Consider the following 25,338-nt stretch of genomic DNA (forward strand, 5'->3'; position numbering starts at 1 on the left):
TGGGGGTGGCTCAGTTTACGGCCGCGGCGATCCGGCGCCATTGCTCGCGGGGGAACGCGGTCGGGTCGGCCAGCAGCACCTGGACGCAGACGTGGTCGGCGCCCGCGGCGTGATGCTCGGCGACCCTGCGCAGGATGGCTTCCTCGTCGCCCCACGCGATGATCGCGTCGAAGAGCCGAGGGCTCACCTGGGCCAGGTCGTCTTCGGAGAACCCGCTGCGCAGCAGATTGTTCGCGTAGTTCGGCAACGCCAAATAGGAACGCAGCCAGTCGGTTCCGATGCTGTGCGCCTCGTCAGCGTCATCGGTGAGGATCACGGTCTGCTCCGGCAACAGCAACGGTCCGGAGCCTAGCGTCGCACGGGCGGTGGCGGTGTGCTCGGGTGTGACCAGGTAGGGGTGGGCGCCGCGGGCGCGGCTTGCGGACAACGCCAGCATTTTCGGACCGAGCGCGGCGAGCACCCGCCCTTCGCTGGGCACCGGTCGTGGCGCGCTGTCCAATCCGTCCAGGAATGACGTCGTCGCCGCAAGCGGTTTACGGTACCGCCCTGGCTGGCCGGCATCGATCAGCGGTGCGTGGCTGACTCCGATGCCCAGCAGGAAGCGGTCCCCGTGCTTGTCGGTCAGCGCCGAATACCCTTCGGCGACATCTGCGGGCGAGTGCATCCACAGGTTCAGGATTCCGGTCGCGATCACCGTTCGCTTGGTCGCGGCAAGCAAACTGCCCACCGCCTCGAGCACCGGCCCGCCGACGTCCGGAATCCACAGCGCCGTAAAGCCAAGTTCATCCAGTTCCGCTGCGGCATCGGAGGATTCAGATTGATCGCCGTAGCGCAGCTGACTACTCCAGATCCCGACACCGGCAAGTTCCATCGGTATTCATTCCTCTCGTGCCACACCGCTTCTTGGGCTGCCGCGGTCGGCGGCCTAACGCCTATGCTGTCAAACCGCACTTACGGCGTAGTCGGGCACCCGCATCGAGTCATACAGCCGGATACCCTTGGTGTTCAGCCTCGCGACGGCTTTGGTAAGCCCGGCGGGCAGCGTTGAGATCAGTCGTGCGCCAGCGGACAGCGCCCACACGCCGGCTGCCGACACGGGCACAATGCCCTTGGCCACGGTGCGCGCGAAGGCGCGGCTGCGTTGGACCGAGTCGGACATTTCCCGCTCGTAGGCCGCGAATGCCTGCGCGTAGTCGCCGTGCGCCCGCGCCAGTTCACCGGCCAGCACGTAGGCGCCCAACACCGCGATGCTGGTACTCCCGCCGACCGCGGGGCCCGGGCAGTATCCGGCGTCGCCGACGAGGGCGACCCGTCCGCGCGACCAGCCGGCGAGCTGCAGCTGGGTGATCGAGTCGAAGTAGAAGGTCGGTGTGCAGACGAGCTCGTCGAGCCACCCGTCGACGGTGGGATCCATCCCGGCGAACGCGGCACGCAGTAACTCCTTCTGCCGCAGGTCATCTCGATAGTGGTAGTCGAGCTCATCCTTGCGGCGGAACATGAACAATGCCCGCGCGTCGTCCAGGGGCTGCGCGGTGTAGATCCCCGCGAGGCGGCCCGCGCCGGCATGGATGACCATCTCTCCTTCGCGGGCAAGGGTTTTCGGCACTGACTGGACCGCCAAATAGCCGCCGAGGAACCGGGTGCTTGCGGCGTCCTCGCCGAACACCAGGCGCCGGACGTTCGAGTGCAGCCCGTCGGCGCCGATCACGACGTCGAAGCCGCGCGGCGCCGCGCGCTCGAAGCTCACCTCCCCGTCCGGGGAGATCGCGGTGATGGAGTCGCCGAACACGTACTCGACCCGATCCCGGCCGGCGTCGTAGTAGGCCTCGCTGAGATCGTCGCGCATGATTTCCACGTGACGGTCGGATGCGGCTCCGACCACCTTGGTGAGATCGACGCGGGTCGGCCGACGGGCGCCCTCGCGGTAGATCGTCAACGCGTCGGTCCCGGTGGCGCATGCCTCGATCTTGTCCAGCACGCCCATCTTTTCCGAGATCTCCATCGCAGGCCGGAACAGGTCGACGGCGTGACCGCCCGTCTTTCGCAACCCCGGCGCGCGCTCCACAACGGTGGCTTCGAACCCGTATCGGGTGAGCCAATAGGCCAGTACCGGGCCGGCGATGCTGGCCCCGGAGATGAGAATCCGCATGTCGACCTCCCTAACGCATCGAAGTTAGGTAAGCCTAACTATTGCCTCGCGCCATGGGAAGAGCTGGTGTGCAGGACCCCGGTGCGCGGTCGATCAAGGGCGGCGGGAAAGACCGGGAAAGGCCGGGAAAGACATAGCAATTCCCTGCCGCGGTGCGACAGGGAATTGGTTCGGACGGAGAATTACGTGCCAGCGCCGCTTGCGGTGCTCTGGTCCTGCGCGTTCTGGGTGAAGATGTCGCCCGAGCTCGGGTTGTTTTGGTCGTTGTCGTCGACGGCGATAACACGGCCGCCGCCGGCGCCGCCGCCGTTTTGCACAATGGACGTTCCTGCCGGCGTTGGTCCCGACGCGACTGCGCTGCCGCCGGGCTGGGCCGGGCCGAATAGCGCCAGCGTCGCGACGGTCGCGGCCCCGGCCAATATCACTTGCATCAAGCGGATTTGCCGGCGCCGGGCGTCGACCGTACGGATTTTGTGGAGATCTGCGGTGGAGGGGTTTGTGCTCATGTACCCATTAATCACGCCGCTACCCGGAGTTAGTTAGGTCTTTCATAGCGATCGGCTGTGAGGTGAGAGCGCCATTTCGGCCCGCACCGTCGACGGCTAGAGTTGCTAACTATGCGCTTTGGTCTCTTCATTCCGCAGGGCTGGCGGCTGGATCTCGTGGACATCGAACCCGAGAAGCACTGGGCGGTGATGCGCGACCTGGCCGTCTACGCCGACAACAGCGCATGGGATTCGCTGTGGGTCTACGACCACTTCCACACCGTCCCGATGCCGACCGGCGAGGCCACGCATGAGGCGTGGTCGCTGATGGCCGCCTACGCGGCGACCACGTCGCGGATCAAGCTCGGGCAGATGTGCACGGCGATGAGCTACCGCAATCCCGTCTACCTCGCTAAGGTCGCGGCGACCGCCGACATCATTTCGGGTGGCCGTATTCAGATGGGAATAGGTGGCGGCTGGTACGAACACGAATGGCGCGCTTACGGTTACGGCTTTCCATCGGCGGGTGTGCGGTTGGGTCGGCTCGACGAGGGCGTGCAGATCATGCGCGATGCCTGGCGCGACGGCAAAGTCAGCCTCGACGGCAAGCACTACCAGGTGGACGGCGCGATAGTGCAGCCGAAGCCGCTGCAAGACAATGGGATTCCATTCTGGATCGCCGGCGGCGGCGAGAAGGTCACCTTGCGCATCGCCGCAAAGTACGCCCAATACACCAACTTCACGCCCGAGCTCGAGGCGTTCAAGCACAAGTCGGAAGTGCTGGCTGAGCACTGCCGCGACGTGGGCACAGACTTCGGCGCAATCGTGCGCTCGGCCAACTTCAGTGCGATCATCGGCACCTCCGATGACGACGTCAAGGACCGGCAGCGGCGCATACGCGACCGCATGTCCCGCTACGTGCCCGAGGCGGCGGCGGATGCGATGCTCTCCGGCGGATCGGAAGGGGCAACGGGCACAACGGAACAGGTGATTGAGCGCATTGCCAAGGTCCGTGACCTTGGTTGCGAATACGCGATCTGCTATTTCCCGGAGGCTGCCTACGACCGTTCCGGCATCGAGTTGTTCGAACGCGAAGTGATTCCCGCGCTGAGCTAGACGTCGCTGGTGAGGTAGCGGGTCTTGACCGGGGGCGCGGCCAGTAACGGCGGCAGCTCCACGACTTTGCCCTCGCCGGCCCGAAAGGCGCGGTAGGCCTCATCGCTCTCGACCGTGGCCCACACTTCGTAGATGATCCAGTGCGCTTCGTCGGCCTCGTCGACCCACACGTCGGTCTGGAGATTCCCTTCGAACGCCCGGGTGGTTTCCAGCGTCCGGCGCATCAGGTCACGCCCGGCCGCCACCGACTCGGGCTTGAATTTCAGTTCCAGTAGCACCGTCACTGACATCGTCGTCTCCTCGCATCGTCACTTCGTGCTGCCTACTACGAGCACACTGTTGAACCTACGGTCGACCCACTTGGCGAAGTCAGGCGCCTCCGGAATCTGGTCCGCGGCCGCGAACAGGTCCGCGAGCCGTTGCTCGGCCGACTCCACGGTCTCACTGAGAGGGATGGGCAGCCGAAGGATCCGGCTCTGCGCGAGCTCGGCGACCTTGAGGTCCAACCCCACGGCCTTGGCGTACTTTTGGGCGGGCCGAGTCGGCACTTTATGAGAATGCGGTTTCCATTTTTATGGAACGCTGTTGTAGCTTTTAGTGAGCGCATTATCGTGTTGCCCGACGACGGAGGATCGCTCGATGCAGAAGGCACTCGCCCCCGAGATCTCGACCTGGCCAGACGACAGCCCGCAGCTCATCGGCAGTCGCTGCGGAGACTGCAACGCCACCACCTTCCCGGTGCAGCAGCGGTGCCCGCGGTGCAGCGGCGGAGCAATGAGCGACGTGCTGTTGCCGCGCAGCGGCACCCTGGTGGCCTGGACCACCCAGGGCTTCCCGCCCGGAGCCCCCTACGCCGGCCCGACCGGCAAAGATTTCGTGCCGTTCGGTGTGGGCCTGGTCCAACTCGGCGACGTGATCCGCGTCGAAGGCCGGCTGACCGAGAACGACCCCGCCAAACTGCAGTTCGGCCAGGAGGTCGAGCTGACCATGGTGCCGTTCGCCACGGACGCGGACGGCAACGACATCATCACGTTCGCCTTCCAGCCGGTCTAGACAGAGGAGCCTGAGATGACGAACGACGTAGCCATCATCGGCGTGGGTCTGCACCCCTTCGGCAGGTTCGACAAGACGGCGATGCAGATGGGCGCCGAGGCGATCCAGTTCGCGCTCGACGACGCCGGCGTGGGATGGAAGGACATCCAGTTCGGATTCGGGGGAAGTCACGAAGTGTCCAACCCGGACGCGGTGACCCGCCTGGTCGGACTGACCGGCATCACCTTCACCAACGTCTTCAACGCCTGCGCCACCGCGGCCAGTGCCGTTCAGCAGACCGCCGACACCATCCGGTTGGGCAAGTACGACATCGGCATCGCGATTGGCTTGGACAAGCATCCGCGCGGAGCGTTCACCGACGACCCCGCCAAGCTGGCGCTGCCGCAGTGGTACGCGCAGAACGGGCAGTTCGTCACCACCAAGTTCTTCGGGATGAAGGCCAACAAGTACCTGCACGACCACAACATCTCGCAGGAGACCCTGGCGCGGGTGGCCAACAAGAACTTCCGCAATGGTGCGCTGAACCCGAATGCGTTCCGCCGCAAGGAGATTTCCGTCGAGGAGATCCTCAACTCGACCGTGCTCAACTACCCGTTGACGCAGTACATGTTCTGTGCGCCCGACGAGGGCGCCGCGGCCGTCATCATGTGCCGCGCTGATATCGCGCACAAGTACACCGACAAGCCGGTCTACGTGCGCGCCTGCGAGATTCGCACCCGCACGTTCGGTGCGTACGAGGTGCATGCCACCTTCGCCCCGCTCGACGAGGACGTCTCCCCGACGGTGTACGCGTCCAAGGCGGCTTACGAAGCCGCGGGCATCGGGCCCGAGGACGTCGATGTCGCCCAGCTGCAGGACACCGACGCCGGCAACGAGGTCATCCACATGGCCGAGACGGGCCTGTGCGCCGACGGTGAGCAGGAGAAGCTGCTGGCCGATGGCGCCACCGAGATTCACGGCTCGATGCCGGTGAACACCGATGGCGGGCTGATCGCCAATGGCGAGCCGATCGGAGCGTCGGGGCTACGGCAGGTGCACGAGCTGGTGCGCCAGCTGCGCGGCGAGGCGGGCGATCGCCAGGTGCCCGGCAATCCCCGCGTCGGGTTGGCGCAGGTGTACGGCGCACCGGGTACCGCGTCGGCGACGATTCTGTCGCTCTAGATAGGTAGCGCGCGGCAAATTAAATCGCCGGCCCCAGTAGGTCGTCGGCGTCACGGATGATGTAGCCGTAGCCCTGCTCGGCGAGAAAGCGCTGTCGGTGCGCGGCGTAGTCAGCGTCCAGGCTGTCGCGGGCCACTACGGAGTAGAAGACGGCGCCGCCGCCGTCGGCCTTGGGCCGCAGTAGCCGGCCGAGCCGTTGGGCCTCCTCCTGGCGTGAGCCAAATGTTCCCGAAACTTGCACCGCGACTGAGGCTTCCGGCAGATCGATGGAGAAGTTGGCGACCTTGGACACCACCAGCGTGGACAGCTCGCCGCGGCGGAACGCGTCGAACAAGGCTTCACGTTCCTTGGTCCGGGTGGACCCCTGGATAACTGGAGCGTTGAGTTCGGCGCCGAGTTCGTCGAGCTGGTCGAGGTACGCGCCGATCACCAGGGTCTGCTCGCCGGGGTGTTTCTCCAGAATCGATTTGACCACAGCGATTTTCGTATGGACCGTCGAGCAGAGCTTGTAGCGCTCTTCGGGCTCGGCGGTGGCATACATCATTCGTTCGTTGTCGGTCATGGTGACGCGGACCTCGATGCACTCCGCGGGGGCGATCCAGCCCTGGGCCTCGATGTCCTTCCACGGTGCGTCATAGCGTTTCGGACCGATCAGTGAGAACACATCGCCCTCCCTGCCGTCTTCGCGAATCAGCGTGGCGGTCAGGCCGAGGCGCCGCTTGGACTGCAGGTCGGCGGTCATCCGGAACACAGGAGCGGGCAGCAGGTGGACCTCGTCGTAGACGATCAGTCCCCAGTCGCGGCTGTCGAACAGCTCCAGATGCCGGTACTCGCCCTTACTGCGGCGGGTGATCATTTGATAGGTCGAGATGGTGACGGGCCGGATTTCCTTGCGCTCTCCGGAGTATTCGCCGATCTCCTCCTCGGTCAGCGAAGTCCGGGCGATCAGTTCGCGCTTCCATTGCCGGGCGGCGACGATGTTGGTGACCAGGATCAGCGTCGTCGCGCTGGCTTTGGCCATCGCGGCCGCGCCGACCAGGGTCTTGCCCGCGCCGCACGGAAGTACCACCACCCCGGAGCCGCCGGCCCAGAAGGAGTCGGTCGCCAGCTGCTGGTAGTCGCGCAGGTGCCAGCCGTCTTCGTTCAGCGTGATCGGATGTGCCTCGCCGTCGACATAGCCCGCGAAATCCTCGGCGGGCCAACCGATTTTGAGCAACATCTGCTTGACCCGCCCGCGCTCGCTGGGGTGGACCACGACGGTGTCGTCATCGAGCCGGGCGCCCAGCATCGGTGCGATCTTTTTGTTGCGCAGCACCTCCTCGAGCACGGCGCGATCCAGGCTGACCAGGGTGAGGCCATAGGCCGGGTTCTTGACCAGCTGCAGGCGCCCGTAGCGGGCCATGGTGTCGACGATGTCGACCAGCAAGGGCTGCGGCACCGCGTAGCGGGAATAGGAGACCAGCGCGTCGACGACCTGTTCGGCGTCATGGCCCGCGGCCCGGGCGTTCCACAGCGCCAGCGGCGTGATGCGGTAGGTGTGCACGTGTTCGGGTGCGCGCTCCAACTCGGCGAACGGCGCGATGGCGGCGCGTGCCGCGCCGGCCAGCTCGTGATCCACCTCGAGCAGCACCGTCTTGTCGGACTGCACGATCAACGGTCCGTCAGTCAATGGCGCTACTCCTCCTCATCACTGCACTCTGCATCGTCGCCGGGGCGAGTCATAGCATTCATTATCGTTCGTGGGCCGACACCACCGACGTGATGCGGTGGATGGCGAAGTCGCGCAGGCGGCCAGAGGCGGAATCGAAGGCCACCAGCTGGCCACCTTTGACGGTGATCGGCGACACGACGCGCTGGGTGGCCACGCCGGCCGGGTCCAGGTAGCCGATCAGCAGGGTGTCTTGATCCCGAGCGGCGCGCTGCAACAGCGACATCGCGACCGCGGGGTCCACGCGGCTGTTGCCGAACGGCGCAGCGGTCACCTTGCGCAGCACCGAGACGACGGCGTTGAGGGTGTCGCTGCTGGGGCGCGCCGGCGGTCGGTAGGGCCGGCGCTGCTGCGGCGCGGCTACCCGGGCGCCGAGCGGGCGCACGTCGACGATGGCGCCCGTGGAGTCTTCGGCGGCCGGGGCGAAGCCGGCGCCGCGCAACGCGACGAGCACCTCGGCGATCGGTGCGGGAGACACCGCGACCGTCGGCGCCAGCGCACGCAGCTGCAGATCTTCGGCGGCCGCCGCCACCGCCTGGGCCAGCAGTGCCGGGTCCTCGCAGCGTACGAACGATGCGGCCATGCCGATCCGAAGCTGGCCGTGCCGGCGTGCGACGTCGTCGATGAGGTAGGTAAGACCTTGTGGCACGGGCGTTTTGGAATGCTTGGCGAAGAACCCGTGCATCCAGTCGCGGGTCTTTCCGATGTCGAGGGCGTGGCGGATCGACTGTTCGCTGATGCGGTACACCATCGCCGCTCCGGCGGATTCGACGGTGGCGACCGTAGCCAGCTCCTCTGCGAGGTCGCGCTGCAGCGGTCCGGGTACCACCACGGTCAGGTCGGCCTGCATCAGGAAGTGGTCGATCGGCTTGGGCAAGGCGCGCGCCATCGCGTCGATCGCGACGGACGGGTCGACGGTTTCGTCCAGCAGCGCACGGCCGGGCCCGCTGAGTGCTCCGCGACCCACCAGCCCCAGCGCGTGACCCTCGGTCAACAGATCGGCGAGGGGTTCGGGCTGCAGGCGTCTGGCCCAGCGCGGACGCTGCCAGATCAGTGCGGCCGACGCCGTGGTCGCGTCGACGCCCGCGCCGGGGGGCAGTTTGGCGAGCATCTCCAGCAGCAGCCGTCGATCCAGGGGGGCGGCCGTGGAGTACAGCGAATCCGATAGGGCGCCATAAGGTTTCCCGTCGGGACTGCGGCTGCCGATCAACGCGGGCCGACCGGGCAGGTCAAGCCAGGTGGTAGCCAGCTGGTGCCAGCGCTCTGCCGCGCTCATCGAGGTGAACCGGTCGGCGGCCACCGTCGGCGCCCAGTACGGCCCGTCAGCCGTTGCCGGTTCCGGATCGGGGATGCCGCTGGCGATCAGCCCGGCCGCGGCCGCGATCTCGAGGATCAGGCCCAGCCGCGGCTCGGCGATGCCGGTCGCCTTGGCCAGCCGCTTGACGTCGCGCACCCCCATGCCGCCGCTGCGCAACTCGGAAATCGGTGCGGCGCCGAGAATCTGGAGCAAGACGTCGAATTCGCGCAACAGGTCGATGACGGCTCCGGCCGCTGTCGCATCGGCGTCGGAGGCAGTGGTGGTCGACACGACGGGGTCGGGTGCGGTCAGCGTCATCGGGCCGGGCCGCTCACCGCGCAGCACCTGCCCGACGTGGCGCGGCAAGATCACCGTTTCGGCATCGATGCGCCGTAGCAGCCCCACCGCCAACAAGTGGGGCACCGGCCGATCCGCCGGCGCGCCGGGCGCCGCGTCGCGGGTACGCCCCACCGGGGACCCTTCGAGCAGTTTGTCCAGCACATCGCGCTGGGCCGGGTCCAGGCCGTCGATGAGCTCGGCGATCTCTGCTGCGGTGCGTGCCGGCTCCTCGAGCGTGACCTGTCCCGGATGCCACGGCAACGCCGTGCCCGCGTCGGCGGCCACCCGCGCGGCGGCCTCACCCCAGACCAGTGCGCGCTGCCGAAGGTCGTCCAGTGCATCGATCACGTCGGCTTCCGGCGCCCGGTCGTCGATCAGCGCCAGCAGCTTCGAGGTCGGCACCGGCGCCGTGTCCGCATGCAGCACCAGCAGTGCGTCGAGCACCGCCAGCCGCAAGAAGTCGAGCTCGTCGGTCGCAGCCTTGACCGACTGCCTGGCCGCCGCGCGTGCGGCCAGCGCGGCGATGTTGCCAGGTGGCGGCTGGGCAAGGTCTGGCCGTAATTCCAGTAGTCGGATCAACCGCTCGTCGGGTAGGTCGGCCAGCCAGGACCCCAGCGGGATATCCGGGGTGTTGTCGGTCATTGCTGACCAGCGTAAAGCAGCCCGCGGACCCCGAGATCGCCGCGAGCCCCCCGGCGGCACCGGCGCAGCGCTGCGAGCAATCGCACTCGTGTCACGTGCGCGGGCGTGACCTGTCAGAATGGACAGCGTGGCTGACACTGCTGAGCGCAAAACCAAGTACGTCGACAACGGCTGGCCGGCGACGGATCCCGACGACCACGCGGTGAGCGAACTCGTGAGCGACCGGACGGGTGCGTTATCCCCCTTCGGCGACCTGGTGTTCCCGCTGCCCTCCGACGACCTGCCCTACGTGCACCCGGTCACTGTCGTCAATCGATAGGTGCCGGGATGGCTCGGGCATCCAGGGCATCGACGCCGCCCGCGCAGTGGGAGCCGGGCGAGCCCCGTTCCGCCGAGCTGTCGCACCTCGACGAGCGCGGGGCCGCCCACATGGTTGACGTCTCCGAGAAGGGTGCCACCAAGCGGACCGCCGTCGCGGCGGGCTCCTTGCGGACCTCGGCGGACGTGGTGGCGCTGATCTCGAGCGGCGGCCTGCCCAAGGGCGATGCGCTGGCCACCGCGCGGGTCGCCGGCATCTTGGCGGCCAAGCGGACCAGCGACCTGATCCCGTTGTGCCACCAGCTCGCGCTCACCGGCGTCGACGTCGATTTCACCGTCGGCGAATCGGATATCGAGATCGTCGCGACGGTGCGCAGTACCGACCGCACGGGTGTGGAGATGGAGGCGCTGACCGCCGTCAGTGTGGCTGCCCTTACGCTCTACGACATGATCAAGGCGGTCGACCCGGCCGCGCGTATCGATGACATCCGCGTGCTCCGCAAGGAGGGCGGCAAGACCGGACATTGGGCACGTGATGAGCGCTAGATCCGCACGAATCATTATCGCCTCGACTCGGGCCGCCGACGGCGCATACACCGACGAATGTGGCCCGATTATCGCCGAATGGCTTGAGCGCCATGGTTTTTCGTCGAATGAACCGAAAGTTGTCGCTGACGGTAACCCGGTCGGCGAGGCGCTGCACGACGCGCTCGACGAAGACGTCGCCGTCATCATCACCTCCGGTGGCACCGGTATCTCGCCTACCGACGCCACGCCTGACCAGACCGTGGCGGTGCTGGACTACATGATCCCCGGGCTGGCTGATGCCATTCGCCGCTCCGGGGAGCAGAAGGTGCCCACGTCGGTGCTGTCGCGCGGTGTGTGCGGGGTGGCCGGCACGACGCTGATCGTCAACTTGCCGGGCTCACCCGGCGGTGTGCGCGACGGCCTTGGAGTGCTCGCCAACGTGCTCGACCACGCGCTCGACCAACTCGCGGGCAAAGATCACGAGCGATGACGCTCGTCGTGCGCGCCGCGATGACCGAGCAGCCGATTTCTCTGACCGAGCACGAAGAACTGGTGGGACATCGGTCGGCTGGGGCCATCGTCGGGTTCGTCGGGATGATTCGCGATCACGACGAAGGGCGCCGGGTGGTGCGGCTGGAGTACTCCGCGCATCCGTCGGCCGCTCAGGTCATGGCCGAGGTGGTTGCCGAGGTCGCGACGGAGTCCAGCGGGGTACGCGCCGTGGCGGCCAGCCACCGCATCGGTGCCCTGCACATCGGTGAGGCGGCGTTGGTCGCGGCGGTTGCCGCCGACCATCGACAGGCGGCATTTGCCACGTGCGCGCAACTAGTCGACGCCATCAAGGCGCGGCTGCCGGTATGGAAGCACCAGTTCTTCGATGACGGCACCGAGGAATGGGTGGGCTCGGCCTGACCGTTCGCGGGAGAGCCCGCCGACCGATCAGTTGATGACGGACGGCTGCGAGAGCGCGTCCAGCGCGTCGTTTCCGTGGATATCAGCGCCCTGGATCGCTTCCCACAGTTGCTGGGTGTAGCCGACTTTCGTCGCGTGCTGCGGTTCGGCAGGCGCGTCGGCGGGAGCCGGCGGCACGGCGTCCGCGGGTGGCGGGGCGTCAGCCGGAGGCGGGGCGTCCGCCGGAGGCGCAGGCGGCAGGTCCGCGGGGGGCGCCGGCTGGTCGAACGAGGCCAGCTGCACCGGCTGCGGGTCGGCCGGCGCCCCCCGCGGACCTGCCGCCGGCGGTGGAGCCAGCGGTGCCGGGTCGCCATTGATTCCGGGCGCATCCAGCGGAGCGTCCAGGCCCGCCGGCGTCGGAAGGACCTCGCGCGGGGTCGGGCCCGACAGCGGGCCACCACACACCGGCCAGGCGCCACGGCCCTGGGTCGTGAGCACGCGCTCAGCGACGGCGATCTGCTGTTCGCGGGTGGCCAGTTCGGCCGACGGGGCGTACTCGCCGCCGCCGTGCGAGGCCCAGGTGCTGCCGCTGAACTGCACACCGCCGTGGTAGCCGTTGCCGGTGTTGATTCCCCAGTTGCCACCGGACTCGCAACGGGCTACCTGATCCCATTCGCCGTCGGTGGCGGCTGCTGCCTGGCCGGCGAGAGCGATGCTGCCGCCACCAAGGACAACGCCGGTAAAGGCGATCTTGGCGACGCTGACACTCGATGTGGTGGGCTTACGATGACGTCCGCTCATACCCCGCGAAATTCCTCTCTCTGCACGCGCCTGCGAGGTCAGCTGTCGGGTTCGGGTGGGAGAGGCTACCCGGCCGGCGTCACCTGGCGATGACACTGGCTTCACCCCAAGGAGCCGCGAGCGGCTCCAGTCCTGTCTCGGTGGACCGGTGGGTCCCCCGCCTCCATCCACGTAAGGGTTTGGTCCCCCCGCCCATTGGATGGAGCTCGGCGCGATAGGCGGTGGGAGGGACGCCATCCGGAATGCCTTGGCGAACCTCCGGAGACGGTAGCGGTTTCTGTTGGTCGCGTCACTTTTTGCGAAACGTGGCGTTTCCTTCGCGGCCATCTTTGAAAAACCCACGAACGCCAAGGGTTTACGCAGGTCACTACCGCCCGAGATCGGACCGTGTCCGGGCCGTTATCATTCCGTTACGTGACTTATTTCACAGTTTTAACCGCCGGCGAAGGGCGGGAGAACATCGATCGTGTTGCCGCTGCGTAACGGCGTGGTCTCATCGCGGACGGCGACTCCGTCGCAGAGATACGAGCAGCGTTCCAACACAGTCGCGAGGCGAGTGCCCGCAACGGCGAGTCGCTCAACCAACTCGGCCACCGTGGTCCCCGGACGCAGTATCACGGTCTCCGATTCGGCGCCTGCGGCCGCACACGCGGCGGCGAAGTAGCGGACCGTCACCTGAATACCCTCCGCCGCTGCGGGGGCGTGCCCTGTCGGGTTAGCCACCGATCGCGCTCATCGGCCGGTCGGGCTGGATGAAGTTGGGGTCGTTGATGCCGTGGCCGGCCGGCTTGCCCCACATCGCGGCGCGCCAGGCCGCTTCGATCGCGTCGTCGTGGGCGCCGCCGCGCAGCTGGCCTCGCAGGTCGGTCTCTTCGGTGGCAAACAGACAGCTGCGGATCTGGCCGTCGGCGGTCAGCCGGGTGCGGTCGCACGTCGAGCAGAACGCGTGTGAGACCGACGCCACCACACCGAACTTTCCGGGTGGCGTGTCCGGGCCCTCGTCGACGTGCCACAGCTCGGCGGGGGCGGAGCCCCGCGGCGCCGGATCGGGCCGCAGCCGGAAGTGGGGCCGCAGCGCCGACAGCACGTCGTCGGCGGTCAGCGTCGCGTCTCGGCGCCACAGGTGTCCGGCGTCCAGCGGCATCTGCTCGATGACCCGCAGCTGATAGCCGTGCTCCAGGCAGAACCGCAGTAGGTCCACGACGTCGTCTCGCCCGGTGACGGGATCGAGCACGGCGTTGACCTTCACCGGCGTCAGGCCGGCCTGTTGGGCGGCGGCCAGCCCGGCCAGCACGTCAGCGAGCCGGTCGCGGCGGGTGATGGCCGCGAAGTGATCGCGGTTGACGCTGTCCAGCGAGACGTTGACCCGGTCCAGGCCAGCCTTGGCCAGGGCGGCCGCCCGTCGTGCCAGCCCGACGCCGTTGGTCGTCAGCGAGATCTCTGGACGGGGCCGCAACGCGGCCGCAGCCGCGACCACCTCTTCGAGGTGACGGGCCAACAGCGGCTCGCCGCCGGTGAAGCGCACGCTGGTGACACCGAGCCGGGTCACCGCGATCCGCATCAGCCTCCCCAGCTCGTCGGGCCGCAGTAGCTGTTCGCCGGGCAGCCAGTCCAGGCCGTCGGCCGGCATGCAATAACTGCACCGCAGGTTGCAGCGATCGGTGAGCGAGACCCGCAGGTCGGTCGCGGCCCTGCCGTAGGTGTCCAGCAACGGGCCGGCGCCGGGAGCGTCCGTCGCCGCGGCGTGGCCCGTCCGGTCCGGCATCGCCGGAACGCCGAGTGCGGTCAGGGTCATGCGGCCACCGCTGCGAATTGCTGCGACGACCCGACCGGAACGATCTGCTTGCCCAAAGGCATAAGCGATACCGGAATGAGTTTGAGGTTGGCCAGCGCCAGCGGAATACCGATGATCGTGATCGCCATCGCCGCGGCGCTGATGAGATGGCCGATTGCCAGCCACATTCCGAACAGCAGTATCCACAGGACATTTCCGATAAGCGCCCCGGTGCCGGCTGTTGGTTTGTCGACGATCGTGCGGCCGAACGGCCACAGCGCATATGACGCGATGCGCAGCGACGCGAAACTAAAGGGGATCGTGATGATGAGCAGGAAGCTGATAAGCGCCGCCACCACATATCCGGCGGCCATCCACAGGCCACCGAATAGAAGCCAGATTATGTTCAGGATCAGGCGCATTTCACCTCCTGCGGTACCGCCAGCCTAGCGAGTAACTCCGAAACCGGGGGTGCTTGGCGGTCAACCGTCCGAGTAGGATCTGAATCCACATCGCGTCCTGCGCAGGCGGGACGCGTCTTGTGTTGTCCATCCTAGGTATCCGTCAGACAAGCAGGTGAGACCAGTGCCGACCGGCAAGGTTAAGTGGTACGACTCCGAGAAGGGGTTTGGCTTCCTGTCGCAGGAGGACGGCGAGGACGTCTACGTCCGTTCGTCGGCATTGCCCGAGGGTGTGGAGGGGCTGAAGACCGGGCAGAAGGTGGAATTCGGCGTCGCCTCCGGGCGCCGCGGACCCCAGGCCCTGAGTCTGAAGCTGATCGACCCCCCGCCCAGCCTTACCAAGACGCGCCGCGAAGCGACGCCCACCGAGCACAAGCACAGCCCCGACGAGCTGCACGGCATGGTCGAGGACATGATCACGTTGCTGGAGAGCACCGTGCAGCCGGAGTTGCGCAAGGGACGCTATCCCGATCGCAAGGTCGCACGCCGGGTCTCCGAGGTCGTCAAGGCAGTGGCTCAGGAGCTCGACGCCTAACTCGCCGCATGGCGGTCGCCGTCTGGCGGAGTGACCGCATAGTGCTGCGAAAGTGGTTGAGATAAGGGATTCTTCGCGTTTCTCGATGTCCGCCGCTGTCAGCGGTTCTTCCACGGGCGTCGCTGAGGCAGAATGTCGCCATGGCCACCTATGTCGCCTCGGCGGGTGAATTCACCCGCGACACGAAGTACATCAGCACTCGCATCACCGCCGACGGTCGCGACGGCTATCCGGTAGAGCCGGGCCGCTATCGGCTCGTCGTCGCCCGCGCCTGCCCGTGGGCCAACCGCGCGATCATCGTGCGCCGGCTGCTGGGGCTCGAAGACGCTCTCTCCATTGGGTTTTGCGGCCCCACGCACGACGAGCGCAGCTGGACATTCGACCTGGATCCCGGAGGCGTCGACCCGGTGCTGAAGATTCCGCGGCTGCAGGACGCGTATTTCAAACGCTTCCCCGACTACCCGAAAGGCATCACCGTACCGGCGATCGTCGACGTTCCTACCGGGGCGGTCGTCACCAACGATTTCGCTCAGATGACCCTGGATCTGTCCACCCAGTGGTCCGCATATCACCGCGATGGCGCACCGCAGCTGTATCCGGAGCAGCTGCGCGCCGAGATCGACGAGGTGAACAAGAGGGTGTACACCGAGATCAACAACGGGGTGTACCCCCACCAAACACATACAACAAGAGCCGCTTGGCGCAAAGGAGAGGTTTGTGAGCCAGCCGCAGAGGAATCCTGACACACTTCCGACCAGCGGCGACCCAAGCGGTCCGTGTCTGCGGTGTGGCCGGACCTCGAACTTCAACGTGGTGAACAGCTGGGCCATGCTTACGTTGACGAACGTGTCACCGTCGCGCCCGGTAAGCAGACCCGCCGAGCTGGTCACGGTGTTGCAGTGCCAAGGCTGTACCCGTCAGTCGGTTGTCGTCGAAGCTGAAATAGGCGATCAATACGGCCTGAAAGCGGTGATGTGGTGGCCGAGCGACGACATCGCCGACGTGCAGTCCTTCGCCGCCACCGTTCCCTCGGACGTTTTGGAGGCCTACAGCGAAGGCTCGCGTTGCCTTGCTGTTCAAGCGCCGAACGCCGCCGCCGCCATGTTTCGCACCACGATTGCTCAGATCGTCCAGGACAAGGGGAGCGATGACGCGAAGGCTAAACCGACCCTCAACGCCGCCATCATTCAGATGGAGCAGGACGGCACCATGTGGTCCGAGTTCGGTGACTGGGCGCACCATATCCGACACACCGGCAACGCTGGCGCGCATGGCGAGGCGTTCGATCCGCTCGACATGGAGCAGGCCACAGATTTGCAGACATTCATCCAGCACATCATCGAGTTCTTGTACGTCCAACCCGCCAGGCGCGCAGCGGCAAGAGCAGCGACGAGAAGGGCAGCGCCGCCGGGGGACGTCTAGCGCACCCCGACGGGTCCGTGACCGGCCGGCACGCGTTCGACGTCGAGCGTCGGCCCGGGCGGTGTGCCATTGCCAAAAGGTTTGCCGTCCAATGCTTCCCGGCCGTGCGGCGTTAGCCAGTCGGCCAGGTCCGGCCCCTTCGGGACGATCCCGGTCGGATTGATGTCGGCGTGCACGATGTAGTAGTGCTGCTTGATCTGGACGAAGTCGACGGTATCGCCAAAACCCGGCGTCTGGAACAGGTCTCGCGCGTAGGCCCATAACACCGGCATCTCGGAGAGTTTGCTCCGATTGCATTTGAAGTGCCCGTGATAGACGGGGTCGAATCGGGCGAACGTGGTGAACAACCGGACATCGGCTTCGGTGATCGTCTCCCCAACGAGGTAGCGCTGCTTTTCCAGTCGTTCGCTCACCCAATCCAGTGCAGTGAACAACCGGTCGTAGGCGGCGTCGTACGCCCCTTGCGAGCCAGCGAAGCCGCTCCGATAGACGCCGTTGTTGATCTCTGAATAGACCCGTTTGTTGACGTCGTCGATCTCGTCGCGCAGCGAGTCGGGGTAAAGCTGCGGTGCGCCGTCGCGGTGGTGGGGTGTCCACTCGGTGGACAGGTCCAGCGTCATCTGGGCGAAGTCGTTGGTCACGACAGCTCCGGTCGGGACGTCGACGATCGCGGGGACAGTGATGCCCTTGGGATAGTCGGGGAACCGTTTGAAGTACGCATCCTGCAGGCGAGGAATCTGCAGCACCGGATCGACGCCGCCGGTGTCGAGGTCGAATGTCCAACTCCGCTCGTCGTGCGTCGGCCCGCAAAAACCAATGGAGAGAGCACTTTCCAAGCCAAGTAATCGACGGACGATGATCGCGCGGTTGGCCCACGGACAGGCCCGCGCAACGATCAGGCGGTATCGATCCGGCTGCACCGGATAGCCGTCGCGCCCGTCGGCGGTGATCCGGGTTTCTATGTATTTGGTGTCGCGGGTGAACTCGCCGGCCTCGGCGATGTAGGAAGCCATAGCTTTCAGGGTGCCCGACCCCCGGCCTCGGCGATAGACCCGCGTGGAAGAGACCGGCAAAATGCCAGAACAGCACCCAGTGATCCACTGCCGACTACATCATTTGCTGGGCACGGGACTCTCGCCGGAGATGTCAGCGCCGGTCGCCGGGCATCAAACTATCCGACGGCGGCTTTTCTTCCTTCGCTTCAGTGCCCAGACAACGACGGTGGCGTGTACACCCGCCAACCATAATTACTTTTATGCTTGCTGATAAGCAACCAATTGTTTTGCGCCACAACGCAGGTGGCTGGTAAACACGTAACCCTAAATAGTCGCAAAATCCGCGAGCTGGGGGTAACCTGGCCGTTGGTTGCGCAAAATGCGCGACTCTCCTTTCGGGTGGCGACGCCCGGCGGCAACAAGGCAGCAGGAGGCCTTGTTCTGCCGTGCCCGAAGGAGGGTCGATTAGGTTGGACGGTTTCCAAGCTCCCGCATATCTTTTCGTCGCTGAAGCCGCTAAGTACCTACGAATTAATCCGTCGTCTGTTTACGACATGCTCTGGTCAGGCCGACTACCCGGTTACAAAGTGGGCGGTAAATGGCGGATCGCCCAGGCCGATCTCGATGCGCTTCTGGCTGGCCAGCTGAGGACCGAGACCGAGGAAGAGCGAGTTCAACGCTGGATCGCCACCGCCCCGGCGCTGAGCGACAAGCAGAAGGACGTCATCGCAACAGCATTCGCCGGATCGTTCACCCCCATCAAAACGGCCAGCGCATGACCCCTGAAATGGCGAGCACCGCCGAGTGTGGATCTCGGCGGTGCTCTGTACGAAATGCGAACCTGCGCAAGACCGATCATACCCGGCCATGGGCGCACCCAGTGAAAGGAAATGCGTCCCATGGCCGAAGAGTCAAACCCCTTCCTCCGCTTGTGGCGGAAGATTTGGAACGACCAGGACTTCATCGCATTGGACCCTGACAGCAAACTCGCTTACATACTGCTCCTCGGCCAGCCAGACATCACCGTCAGCGGTGTGATGACGCTCGCCGTGGGCCGCTGGTCCACACGCGCGGGTATGGTCAAAGACCGCATGTGGGCGGCGCTACGCAACCTGGACGCCGCGAAGTTCATCGTCCTCGACGAGGACACCGAAGAGCTCCTGATCAGGACCAGGCTACGCAATGACATCTTTGTCGGCGCCTCGTGGCAGACCCAGAAGGGTGCCCTCAACTTCGCCTTGAAAGCCATCTCTCCCCGCATCCGTGAGGTGTTGGCCGAGGAGATCGACAGGTGTCGACCGTTGATGAACACAGCCAAGAACATCCCCGAGCACGCCGACGTGATCGTCAAACAGCTAATGAATGGCGAGGCAGGCCTCGATGCATAGATGGATGCCTAGATCGATGTGGGGATCGATGAGACTGGAGACTGGAGACTTGAAACTGGAGACATACCTTGCGTTAATTTTTTTGAGGGGTGCAGGGGTACTTTTTTTGCCGTCTTCCATCGGACCCCAACAACCTCGATCATCACGCCGCAGACCTAGCCGAACCCACATCCGCTCCGTCGCCTGCCCGTACTGCATAGCAATTCCAGGCGCGCTATGTATCGGCTCTCGCGGTAAACCCCGCGAGGCCAACCACTTCGAACGCATCTTGGAGTTCGAAGCATGGAGGTGGTCAGAGTGACCCCCAGGCCGTCACCCAACCAGGTTGGGGGTGCCGTCGCAGCCGCTTACCACCTGCTGTCGTGTGGTGTTACGCCGGTCTTCGATGACGAGATGTTGCGGGTTATCAAGCGGCGCGACCCTCGACTCGGCGGTACGAGACGTGACTGATCCGCCGAAAAATTACGTACCTCCGACCGTGCGGCCTTGTCTTTGGTGTGGCCAGCCGGTCGTTGCGGGTCAGACCGATGAAGTTATGGGCCTGCCAGCACATCTCAGCTACGGCCCACCAACCACAACAGAAGGAGAAAACGATGACTGACCTACCCAAGCGCGCGGCAGACCTCGTGCGACGGCCCGAACCACAAGGCCGCGCCGGAGATGTGGAACTGACAGAAACACGGCTGGACGAGATTTACAACCACCTCGCCTCGATAGAAGACGAACTGGCCGGCATCAGACCCATCGTCGACACCTTGGGGTTTTCCGACCGGGCCGCTGCCGCAGGGGACGGTCTGGCCTTCGCCGTTAATCAAGCCGCTGAGCTGGGTTGCGCAGTGGATGGGCTGGCCTTCGCGATCAAACGATTGAAGGCCTCCGAGTAATGACGCGGTGACGCGCGTCTAGATCACTGAGAGATAAGGAATGATCCAATGAACGAAATTACCACTGAAAGCAGGCCTTTCGTCGCGCCTCTGGTCGACAAAGCCGCGCAGTTCATCGAGTCACAGGGCTGGGTCACCGTCAGTGAACTCGCTGAGTTTCTGGACGCCGCCGGTGTCAACGTCCACGGGGACGTGGAACTCACCGGGCGAGACTTGGCTTGCACATCACGGCGGGACAGGTTTCTGCCGCTGGATGTAATCGCTTCCGGCAGCCTGCAATTCGTGCGAATAGTCGCGGCCCTGCTAATCAACCGGGCGGTGGATCTAGATGCGGCCAACACAGCACTGGTCAAACTCACATCGGCTGGCTGCGACGCGGCACGGACGAAAGTGAAGAGCCCCACGGGTGGCCACTATCACGTCCTCACCGTTCGCGATCCGGGCGGATCGCAGCAGGTCGCCGAATGCTGGGAGGGTCATGACTCGCTCAGCACCATTGAACAGTATCTGGACGAGATCGTTCTGCGTGACGCTGTGGATGAGGGTTGGGATGCGTTCTACATCGTGGGTTGTGGTCTGGACCGCCGCCGGTGCGACGAGATAAGCGCCCTGTCGGTAGAAGAGTGGGGCGCACCGTACTGGCAGGCACCGATCCCAAGAGAGATAGGCCATTCCATGCGGGTTTCGAGTATGTGACGAATCGCAATCGAGAAGGAGCAACAGCAGTGACACAGTTCGTGATTCGGCTCGAAGACGGAGCGCTAGCCGACATCGACGCCGAGGGGTTCGAGATCACAGATGGCGCGCTGGTCATGATGGCCAGCTATGGACCGATCGTCGCATTCCCGCGGGAGGGATGGAAATTCATCCAACGGAGTGACACACATGTGACGTTCACAGCGCCGCCTCCGCCTCCGCCATCGCCGGCGCCCCGGGAACCCCGGGTCTGTCTCCAGCCTGTGCAACCAGATTGGCGGTCGCCGCGAGCGCGCGATGGCGCGAGACACGTCCCCAGAAGGCAAGTCAAGCAACCGAAATCCGTACGACGATCCAGCATCGCCGTAGGCCGAAGGTCCCCGCCACCTGGGCATACCGACGTTTTACGACACGATCTCGACGATGCACAGGCAGGAGATGGGTCATGGACCACGTTGTGGTTGGAATGAGATTGGCGCTGGCGTTACTCGAAAATGACTGGCATGCCTTCACCTTGACATTGGATGAGGCCGGCGATTGCTCGGGTTGCCTGCGTGCCTTGGTCAGGGCTCAGAGCGCAACACTGGCTTTGCTGATGGCGCAGGTCGAGGGCCGCGACAATTCGATCCTCCAGGTGCAGAGCGTGTTGATCGAGGAGCTTATGCAGTGAGCCGGAACCGTGGTCTATGGCGCGAGGTCAGTGTGGGGCCGCCGGAGAACCACATACAACATCAACCCCACCCCTGCATCTCGTGTGATGGCGTTGCAGTTGCAGGCCAACGTGATTCACACGGACGCGCAGTAAAGAACAGGAGCGACACCTTGGAAATCATCACCTTGACCACCCGCGATGCCGCCGAACAGCAGATTCGGACAGCGGTGCACCGCACCGCGGCCGGAGCCTACGCGGCGCTGCGTGAAGACTTTGAGGAGATCGGCAAGCGCATCCGATGCGCAATTATTGAATTTGCTTGGGGCTCATGGAATTTACGTCAAGTTGCGATGATCAGATAGAGGTTTGAGAAAGGAGCTGAGATAGTGTTCAAGCGAGAAGAACTGCAACACTCTGGCCCAGTAGCGCGGCGTAAACGGTTGATAGCACTAGAATTTAAGGCATGCCAGTAAATCGATGCCAGCAGTGCGGCGAGCTGTTCTCGACCGAGCGATTCGAAGTTCCCTACTGCTCAAGGGATTGCTTTGAACTCATGAAAGAGAAGCGCCGACCTCCAAAAGTCGTTCGTACACAGACCCTGGCCATTTCGGAGGGCTGGCAGTTAGTAGCCGAAGAGGAGTATCGAAGGCTTAATGGTAAGTAAAGGTCCCACAACGGATATAGGGAACCGAGAACACCGATGATCATCCGACCCGCACGGTGTCCAGGAACGCCTTCGTCACGGCCGCCGCTTCGAGGATTGTGTTCTGCTGATCGCGTGTCTGCGAGACGGTGGAGACACACGTATGATCGATCCCGGCCACAGTATTGAGCTTCAAAGAGCTCGCGGCACCGCGAGCAGCTACGCGAACTGATCTTGGCCGCCATCGCCCCCATCGTGGGATTGCAGCAGGCCATCTTGGCCCAGGCATGCGAGAACTATTATGAGTGGCTGCGTTTCACGACGCGATCTGGGGAGGGCCTGACGTCTCGGCGGGCCGCAGCCTTGCGCATCCTCTCGGCCTTCGCGAGCTTCTTGGTCCGGTGACTGTTTATCCGCATCGCAGCGAAATGTTGCTTCTTCGCGGTAGCGATCTGGCTCCGGTGGTCTTTGGTCAGGGCGTCGGGATCGAACCCGACCTTCAGGACCCAATAGTTGTCGGAGGCCGGAGACTTGTCTCGGACCTCGGCCATCCGCTGGTGTCGCTGTCCGCGCGCATCCATGTTAGCCCACCCAGTCAGGCCGCCAAGGCGCCCGGTCTGCACCCGCTCCGGATTTTTCCGGTCCTGCACTTCAACGTCCTCCAGCCGACAGCAGTCACTCACCGACCCGGTTGCGGCGGCGGGTTTCTCCAATCGACTTATCGGAGCCTGAATCGCTGGTAGATGCCGGACGACTCCGCTGGCTACTATACCAATGCGTCGCCATGGGCGAGTGAACCCAAATCGGTTGTGTCACAGCAAGGTTGCCGGTTCGTACTAACGAATATCGGGGCCTACACCGCATCACCTGGTGTTATGCCGACCTGGGATTACCGACGGGCCTACACCGATCGCTAGCGGACTGTTCCTGGTGGTTGAGCCGGTAATAGCTCGCGCAGCGGATGCCAGATCAACAGCAGTCCCTACAGCCAGCCCTGTAGCGCGAATGCGGCAACGAGCATCTCGGCCGTGGTGAGTCACCAGTCGCCGTACATCAGCCAGGCAGCATCGCTGCTACGCGCCGTCATCGTCCGGTGAGTGCCGTTGGTCGTAATGCCCAACTGAACCTGAGGCTGGCTGGTGCATCCAAACTGCTCACCGGACACCACGTGGATGGCGACGAAGCCAGTCACGAAGTTCCCCTGCGTATTGGAAACACCTCCTGGAGTTTCACCCCACTCCTCGACGCAACCGTTAGCAGCTGTCATTCGCTCATGAGCGTCGTCTATTCGGTGAAACTCGGCGGGGATGGTGTAGTTGGGGTTCGCCTGGTTGCCCAGAGCCATCTTGCCGGTCCAGTCACCAACCCCGGCGTGTGCTGGTGATGCGCAGACAATCCCCGCCGCGAGCACGGCGGCGGGGATCAACGCTGTCTTTCTCATTGCGGTTTCCTTTCCGGTCCCGGTGACCCGGTGTCACAGGGAAGCGTCAACTCGTTCATCATTTGCCCTCGAACCTTGCCGCGTACCCCAAACAGCGCAATTTTTTGGGCGGTGGTGACTTTGAGCGTTCCGGCACTGCTCCCGAAACGCTCTGCAGCGCAATGGAATTCATATCAGCATCACAGGCGACCGGTGACAGCGAAGCTAGACCAGGTCAGGTCTCCACCATCCGGGGTCAATCCCATGATCAGCAGTTGTGCCCTGTGATCTGGCAGATGTTGTGCGCCGGCCCACCGGTGCCCTGGTTGCCCAAGTCCGGATGGAGGGCTTGTTGTCTCTTGAACTCACATGGCATCCGGTCAGCTGGCGCTAGCAGAGTGCAGCCGTCCGTAGGGTCCAGCTTCCACCCGCTGGCTGACACCGTAGGGGCAGCCACAAGCAAGGCCCCAGCAACGAGGCTCAGCATTATCACTTTTTTCATTTCACACCTCTCTTGATGAAACGGACACCCGGTTGGAGGCCAGTTTTTGCCAGTCGCCTTGGAAATTTCTTGCAATTGTTCTGGGAACACGCAGCGATACCAAGGCGGGGTTCGCGGCAAGATGCACCGTCGCAGGAGGAGTGACGGAGACGGCCATCAGCGCGACGGGCCCCACGACGGGGAACTTCACGAGCCGACTACTTTCTGTGGCGTGATCCGGCGTAGGGACGCGCAGTAGTCGTGATTGATCGACCGTAAAGCTCGGTTGGGAACGACTGCATGCGATCCGACGTGTGCCGCAAGAATTCTGCAAGGCGTCTGCCACAAAGTGCAGGTGACCGACCGCGTATTTGCGGTATAAGTTTCGATATCTGCAGTGGAACGAGGGCGACATGGCTGAGGCGGTTGACCCATACGGCGTGCGGTGGTCGGTGCGGCGCCGCCGGTGGTATGACCTGTCCGGTTTTGAGAGCGACGGCCTCGACTTCTGGTCGCCCCTCATAGTCCTGCTCGGGGGGTGGTGGCCCTTCTGGTTTATCGCGCATTGGCTCGGCTTGCGGTGGCGGATCGTCATCGAGCGCGACGACGAAGAGGTGGGCGAAGAGTGGGTGCGGGGCTGGCGCAAGTCGGGCCGGCGCATCCAGGAGATCATTGACTCGGCGACCGCAGGGACGCTGCCGCAATCCCTCGCCAAGCCGCCCGAAAAGGATCCGGCCTAGCCGCCGAAACGACTCCGGTCAAAATCCTGGTGCGAGAGGCAGAGGATTTGGGTGACCGGTCGCAACCACCCGTAACAGCACCAACCAACGCCAGGCATGGCGTCTCCTAACCCCGGATTTCGTCCGGAGAAAGACAAGGAACATGACGACACCCGCCCAGCCCGGCTGGCACGACGACCCACAGAACTCGAACGCACAACGCCTGGGGAGTCATCGACGCAATCATGACTCTCACCGACAAGGTGACCGACGCGCAGGGCCGCAAGCTGCGATGAGTAAAGAAAAAATCATGCTGGCAGTGGTCGGTCTCGGCGCTGCTGTCGCGATATCTGCTTGTGGAGGCGGCGGCTCAACGGCTGCGGTGAACACGTCGGCTGCGGTGGACACGTCCTCGCAGTCCTACCAGATGGGGCTTGCAACCGGCACCAACGGTCAGGCCGAGATCGCTGCTTACGGTGGGTTCGACATCCTCAGCCACTCGTACAAGAAGCTCTCACCCCAGGATGCGTGCGAGGGCCAGTGGAACATCGACAATGGCGCAGCGCCCGACCTGAAGCTGTCCAAGACGGACTACATGGCGGGGTGCCTGTATGGGATCGACCACAACGCCAACTCGACCAACGCCAGCCACGCACCTGCGGCTACGGTTGTGCCTCCATCGAAGAGCGGCCCCAATGGTGCCACGGTCCCGAATCGACCGGGATCATGAGTAAAGCGGGAACCGTGATGTTAGGCGTGGGCCGTGCCCAGTCCGGAGAT

General features: G+C 64.6%; 32 protein-coding genes, 2 pseudogenes and 1 riboswitch. Of the genes and pseudogenes, 19 read left to right on the forward strand and 15 right to left on the reverse strand.

Going from position 1 to position 25,338, the window contains the following annotated elements; genetic code table 11:
* Positions 1-10: 10 nt before the first annotated feature.
* The 3 genes from MNAB215_RS13390 to MNAB215_RS13400 form a co-directional block, all read right to left on the reverse strand.
* Positions 11-871 carry an LLM class F420-dependent oxidoreductase gene (locus tag MNAB215_RS13390; protein WP_077079287.1) on the reverse strand — a complete coding sequence of 287 codons (861 nt, stop codon included), beginning with the start codon at positions 869-871 and terminating at the stop codon, positions 11-13.
* Positions 872-940: 69 nt separating this feature from the next.
* On the reverse strand, positions 941-2,149 hold the full coding sequence (locus tag MNAB215_RS13395; protein ID WP_077079288.1) for an FAD-dependent monooxygenase: 1,209 nt from the start codon (positions 2,147-2,149) through the stop codon (positions 941-943).
* A gap of 182 nt (positions 2,150-2,331) precedes the next feature.
* Entirely contained in the window at positions 2,332-2,655 is a 324-nt protein-coding gene (locus tag MNAB215_RS13400; protein WP_077079289.1) for a hypothetical protein, read from the reverse strand.
* Between the two features lie 111 nt (positions 2,656-2,766).
* On the opposite strand from MNAB215_RS13400, the gene MNAB215_RS13405 reads away from it, so the two are divergent.
* Positions 2,767-3,750 carry an LLM class F420-dependent oxidoreductase gene (locus MNAB215_RS13405; RefSeq protein ID WP_077079290.1) on the forward strand — a complete coding sequence of 328 codons (984 nt, stop codon included), beginning with the start codon at positions 2,767-2,769 and terminating at the stop codon, positions 3,748-3,750.
* Here MNAB215_RS13405 and MNAB215_RS13410 read toward each other — a convergent pair.
* Both MNAB215_RS13410 and MNAB215_RS13415 read right to left on the reverse strand, forming a co-directional pair.
* The gene (locus tag MNAB215_RS13410) at positions 3,747-4,040 is read right to left on the reverse strand and encodes a putative quinol monooxygenase (protein WP_077079291.1); all 294 of its coding nucleotides are present in this window, start codon (positions 4,038-4,040) and stop codon (positions 3,747-3,749) included. The genes MNAB215_RS13405 and MNAB215_RS13410 overlap by 4 nt on opposite strands.
* 18 nt (positions 4,041-4,058) lie before the next feature.
* Positions 4,059-4,298 carry an aliphatic sulfonate ABC transporter substrate-binding protein gene (locus MNAB215_RS13415; protein ID WP_077079292.1) on the reverse strand — a complete coding sequence of 80 codons (240 nt, stop codon included), beginning with the start codon at positions 4,296-4,298 and terminating at the stop codon, positions 4,059-4,061.
* Between the two features lie 91 nt (positions 4,299-4,389).
* Between MNAB215_RS13415 and MNAB215_RS13420 the strand changes: the two genes are divergently transcribed.
* Both MNAB215_RS13420 and MNAB215_RS13425 read left to right on the forward strand, forming a co-directional pair.
* Positions 4,390-4,803 carry a Zn-ribbon domain-containing OB-fold protein gene (locus MNAB215_RS13420; protein ID WP_077079293.1) on the forward strand — a complete coding sequence of 138 codons (414 nt, stop codon included), beginning with the start codon at positions 4,390-4,392 and terminating at the stop codon, positions 4,801-4,803.
* Positions 4,804-4,818: 15 nt separating this feature from the next.
* Positions 4,819-5,964, forward strand: coding sequence for a thiolase family protein (locus tag MNAB215_RS13425; protein ID WP_077079294.1), 1,146 nt, complete (start codon positions 4,819-4,821; stop codon positions 5,962-5,964).
* A gap of 19 nt (positions 5,965-5,983) precedes the next feature.
* Here the strand turns inward: MNAB215_RS13425 and MNAB215_RS13430 are convergent, their stop codons facing one another.
* Positions 5,984-7,633, reverse strand: a complete 1,650-nt coding sequence (locus MNAB215_RS13430) for a DNA repair helicase XPB (protein ID WP_077079295.1) — start codon at positions 7,631-7,633, stop codon at positions 5,984-5,986.
* 61 nt (positions 7,634-7,694) lie between these two features.
* Positions 7,695-9,950 carry a helicase-associated domain-containing protein gene (locus MNAB215_RS13435; protein WP_077079296.1) on the reverse strand — a complete coding sequence of 752 codons (2,256 nt, stop codon included), beginning with the start codon at positions 9,948-9,950 and terminating at the stop codon, positions 7,695-7,697.
* Positions 9,951-10,068: 118 nt separating this feature from the next.
* Between MNAB215_RS13435 and MNAB215_RS13440 the strand changes: the two genes are divergently transcribed.
* From MNAB215_RS13440 to MNAB215_RS13455, 4 genes are read left to right on the forward strand one after another with little or no spacing between them, the layout of a single operon-like run.
* A complete protein-coding gene (locus MNAB215_RS13440; protein ID WP_077079297.1) occupies positions 10,069-10,269 on the forward strand; it encodes a hypothetical protein in 201 nt (66 codons plus the stop codon).
* 8 nt (positions 10,270-10,277) lie between these two features.
* Positions 10,278-10,814 carry a cyclic pyranopterin monophosphate synthase MoaC gene (moaC, locus tag MNAB215_RS13445; protein WP_077079298.1) on the forward strand — a complete coding sequence of 179 codons (537 nt, stop codon included), beginning with the start codon at positions 10,278-10,280 and terminating at the stop codon, positions 10,812-10,814.
* Positions 10,804-11,286 (forward strand): MogA/MoaB family molybdenum cofactor biosynthesis protein, encoded by a 483-nt coding sequence (locus tag MNAB215_RS13450; RefSeq protein WP_077079299.1) that lies wholly within the window; start codon positions 10,804-10,806, stop codon positions 11,284-11,286. Before moaC ends, MNAB215_RS13450 begins: the two co-directional genes overlap by 11 nt.
* Positions 11,283-11,708, forward strand: a complete 426-nt coding sequence (locus MNAB215_RS13455; protein WP_077079300.1) for a molybdenum cofactor biosynthesis protein MoaE — start codon at positions 11,283-11,285, stop codon at positions 11,706-11,708. The genes MNAB215_RS13450 and MNAB215_RS13455 overlap by 4 nt, the downstream gene beginning before the upstream one ends.
* A 141-nt stretch (positions 11,709-11,849) precedes the next feature.
* Here MNAB215_RS13455 and MNAB215_RS13460 read toward each other — a convergent pair.
* From MNAB215_RS13460 to MNAB215_RS13475, 4 genes and pseudogenes are all read right to left on the reverse strand, one after another.
* Positions 11,850-12,488 (reverse strand): annotated as a pseudogene (locus tag MNAB215_RS13460) (transglycosylase family protein); the annotation flags it as partial.
* Between the two features lie 11 nt (positions 12,489-12,499).
* A riboswitch (cyclic di-AMP (ydaO/yuaA leader) is annotated at positions 12,500-12,710 on the reverse strand.
* 210 nt (positions 12,711-12,920) lie between these two features.
* Complete coding sequence (locus MNAB215_RS13465; RefSeq protein ID WP_077079302.1) at positions 12,921-13,211, reverse strand: MoaD/ThiS family protein; 291 nt, start codon at positions 13,209-13,211, stop codon at positions 12,921-12,923.
* Positions 13,204-14,283: a GTP 3',8-cyclase MoaA gene (moaA, locus tag MNAB215_RS13470; protein WP_077079303.1), complete on the reverse strand. Its 1,080-nt coding sequence runs from the start codon at positions 14,281-14,283 to the stop codon at positions 13,204-13,206. The genes MNAB215_RS13465 and moaA overlap by 8 nt, the downstream gene beginning before the upstream one ends.
* Complete coding sequence (locus MNAB215_RS13475; protein ID WP_077079304.1) at positions 14,280-14,684, reverse strand: YccF domain-containing protein; 405 nt, start codon at positions 14,682-14,684, stop codon at positions 14,280-14,282. Before MNAB215_RS13475 ends, moaA begins: the two co-directional genes overlap by 4 nt.
* Before the next feature lie 163 nt (positions 14,685-14,847).
* On the opposite strand from MNAB215_RS13475, the gene MNAB215_RS13480 reads away from it, so the two are divergent.
* The 3 genes and pseudogenes from MNAB215_RS13480 to MNAB215_RS13490 all read left to right on the forward strand — a co-directional run bounded on the left by MNAB215_RS13480 (position 14,848) and on the right by MNAB215_RS13490 (position 16,680).
* Complete coding sequence (locus MNAB215_RS13480; RefSeq protein WP_077079305.1) at positions 14,848-15,258, forward strand: cold-shock protein; 411 nt, start codon at positions 14,848-14,850, stop codon at positions 15,256-15,258.
* A gap of 140 nt (positions 15,259-15,398) precedes the next feature.
* Positions 15,399-15,926, forward strand: a pseudogene (locus MNAB215_RS13485) (glutathione S-transferase family protein); the annotation flags it as partial.
* Between the two features lie 145 nt (positions 15,927-16,071).
* Positions 16,072-16,680, forward strand: coding sequence for a DUF4145 domain-containing protein (locus MNAB215_RS13490; protein WP_245830303.1), 609 nt, complete (start codon positions 16,072-16,074; stop codon positions 16,678-16,680).
* On the opposite strand, the gene MNAB215_RS13495 is transcribed toward MNAB215_RS13490, so the two are convergent.
* Entirely contained in the window at positions 16,677-17,693 is a 1,017-nt protein-coding gene (locus tag MNAB215_RS13495; protein ID WP_077079306.1) for a glutathione S-transferase family protein, read from the reverse strand. The genes MNAB215_RS13490 and MNAB215_RS13495 overlap by 4 nt on opposite strands.
* Before the next feature lie 452 nt (positions 17,694-18,145).
* On the opposite strand from MNAB215_RS13495, the gene MNAB215_RS13500 reads away from it, so the two are divergent.
* The 7 genes from MNAB215_RS13500 to MNAB215_RS13525 all read left to right on the forward strand — a co-directional run bounded on the left by MNAB215_RS13500 (position 18,146) and on the right by MNAB215_RS13525 (position 21,657).
* Positions 18,146-18,454, forward strand: a complete 309-nt coding sequence (locus tag MNAB215_RS13500) for a helix-turn-helix domain-containing protein (protein ID WP_077079307.1) — start codon at positions 18,146-18,148, stop codon at positions 18,452-18,454.
* A gap of 120 nt (positions 18,455-18,574) precedes the next feature.
* The gene (locus MNAB215_RS13505; protein WP_131829110.1) at positions 18,575-19,063 is read left to right on the forward strand and encodes a hypothetical protein; all 489 of its coding nucleotides are present in this window, start codon (positions 18,575-18,577) and stop codon (positions 19,061-19,063) included.
* Between the two features lie 28 nt (positions 19,064-19,091).
* Positions 19,092-19,364, forward strand: coding sequence for a zinc finger domain-containing protein (locus MNAB215_RS30760; protein ID WP_425436446.1), 273 nt, complete (start codon positions 19,092-19,094; stop codon positions 19,362-19,364).
* 292 nt (positions 19,365-19,656) lie between these two features.
* Positions 19,657-19,947 carry a hypothetical protein gene (locus MNAB215_RS13510; protein ID WP_131829111.1) on the forward strand — a complete coding sequence of 97 codons (291 nt, stop codon included), beginning with the start codon at positions 19,657-19,659 and terminating at the stop codon, positions 19,945-19,947.
* A gap of 48 nt (positions 19,948-19,995) precedes the next feature.
* Positions 19,996-20,643 carry a hypothetical protein gene (locus MNAB215_RS13515; protein ID WP_077079310.1) on the forward strand — a complete coding sequence of 216 codons (648 nt, stop codon included), beginning with the start codon at positions 19,996-19,998 and terminating at the stop codon, positions 20,641-20,643.
* Positions 20,644-21,088: 445 nt separating this feature from the next.
* On the forward strand, positions 21,089-21,313 hold the full coding sequence (locus MNAB215_RS13520) for a hypothetical protein (RefSeq protein ID WP_077079311.1): 225 nt from the start codon (positions 21,089-21,091) through the stop codon (positions 21,311-21,313).
* 152 nt (positions 21,314-21,465) lie between these two features.
* The gene (locus tag MNAB215_RS13525) at positions 21,466-21,657 is read left to right on the forward strand and encodes a hypothetical protein (RefSeq protein ID WP_077079312.1); all 192 of its coding nucleotides are present in this window, start codon (positions 21,466-21,468) and stop codon (positions 21,655-21,657) included.
* Positions 21,658-22,237: 580 nt separating this feature from the next.
* On the opposite strand, the gene MNAB215_RS13530 is transcribed toward MNAB215_RS13525, so the two are convergent.
* From MNAB215_RS13530 to MNAB215_RS29435, 3 genes are all read right to left on the reverse strand, one after another.
* Positions 22,238-22,588 carry a hypothetical protein gene (locus MNAB215_RS13530; RefSeq protein WP_165691570.1) on the reverse strand — a complete coding sequence of 117 codons (351 nt, stop codon included), beginning with the start codon at positions 22,586-22,588 and terminating at the stop codon, positions 22,238-22,240.
* A 386-nt stretch (positions 22,589-22,974) separates the two neighbouring features.
* Positions 22,975-23,379 (reverse strand): hypothetical protein, encoded by a 405-nt coding sequence (locus MNAB215_RS13535; RefSeq protein WP_077079314.1) that lies wholly within the window; start codon positions 23,377-23,379, stop codon positions 22,975-22,977.
* Positions 23,380-23,861: 482 nt separating this feature from the next.
* Positions 23,862-24,050 carry a hypothetical protein gene (locus MNAB215_RS29435; protein WP_131829113.1) on the reverse strand — a complete coding sequence of 63 codons (189 nt, stop codon included), beginning with the start codon at positions 24,048-24,050 and terminating at the stop codon, positions 23,862-23,864.
* 202 nt (positions 24,051-24,252) lie between these two features.
* Between MNAB215_RS29435 and MNAB215_RS13540 the strand changes: the two genes are divergently transcribed.
* Positions 24,253-24,579, forward strand: coding sequence for a hypothetical protein (locus MNAB215_RS13540; protein ID WP_077079315.1), 327 nt, complete (start codon positions 24,253-24,255; stop codon positions 24,577-24,579).
* 271 nt (positions 24,580-24,850) lie between these two features.
* The gene (locus tag MNAB215_RS13545; RefSeq protein WP_131829114.1) at positions 24,851-25,288 is read left to right on the forward strand and encodes a hypothetical protein; all 438 of its coding nucleotides are present in this window, start codon (positions 24,851-24,853) and stop codon (positions 25,286-25,288) included.
* The last annotated feature ends 50 nt before the right edge of the window (positions 25,289-25,338 follow it).

This window comes from Mycobacterium numidiamassiliense (genome assembly GCF_900157365.1).
Taxonomy (GTDB): Bacteria; Actinomycetota; Actinomycetes; order Mycobacteriales; family Mycobacteriaceae; genus Mycobacterium; species Mycobacterium numidiamassiliense.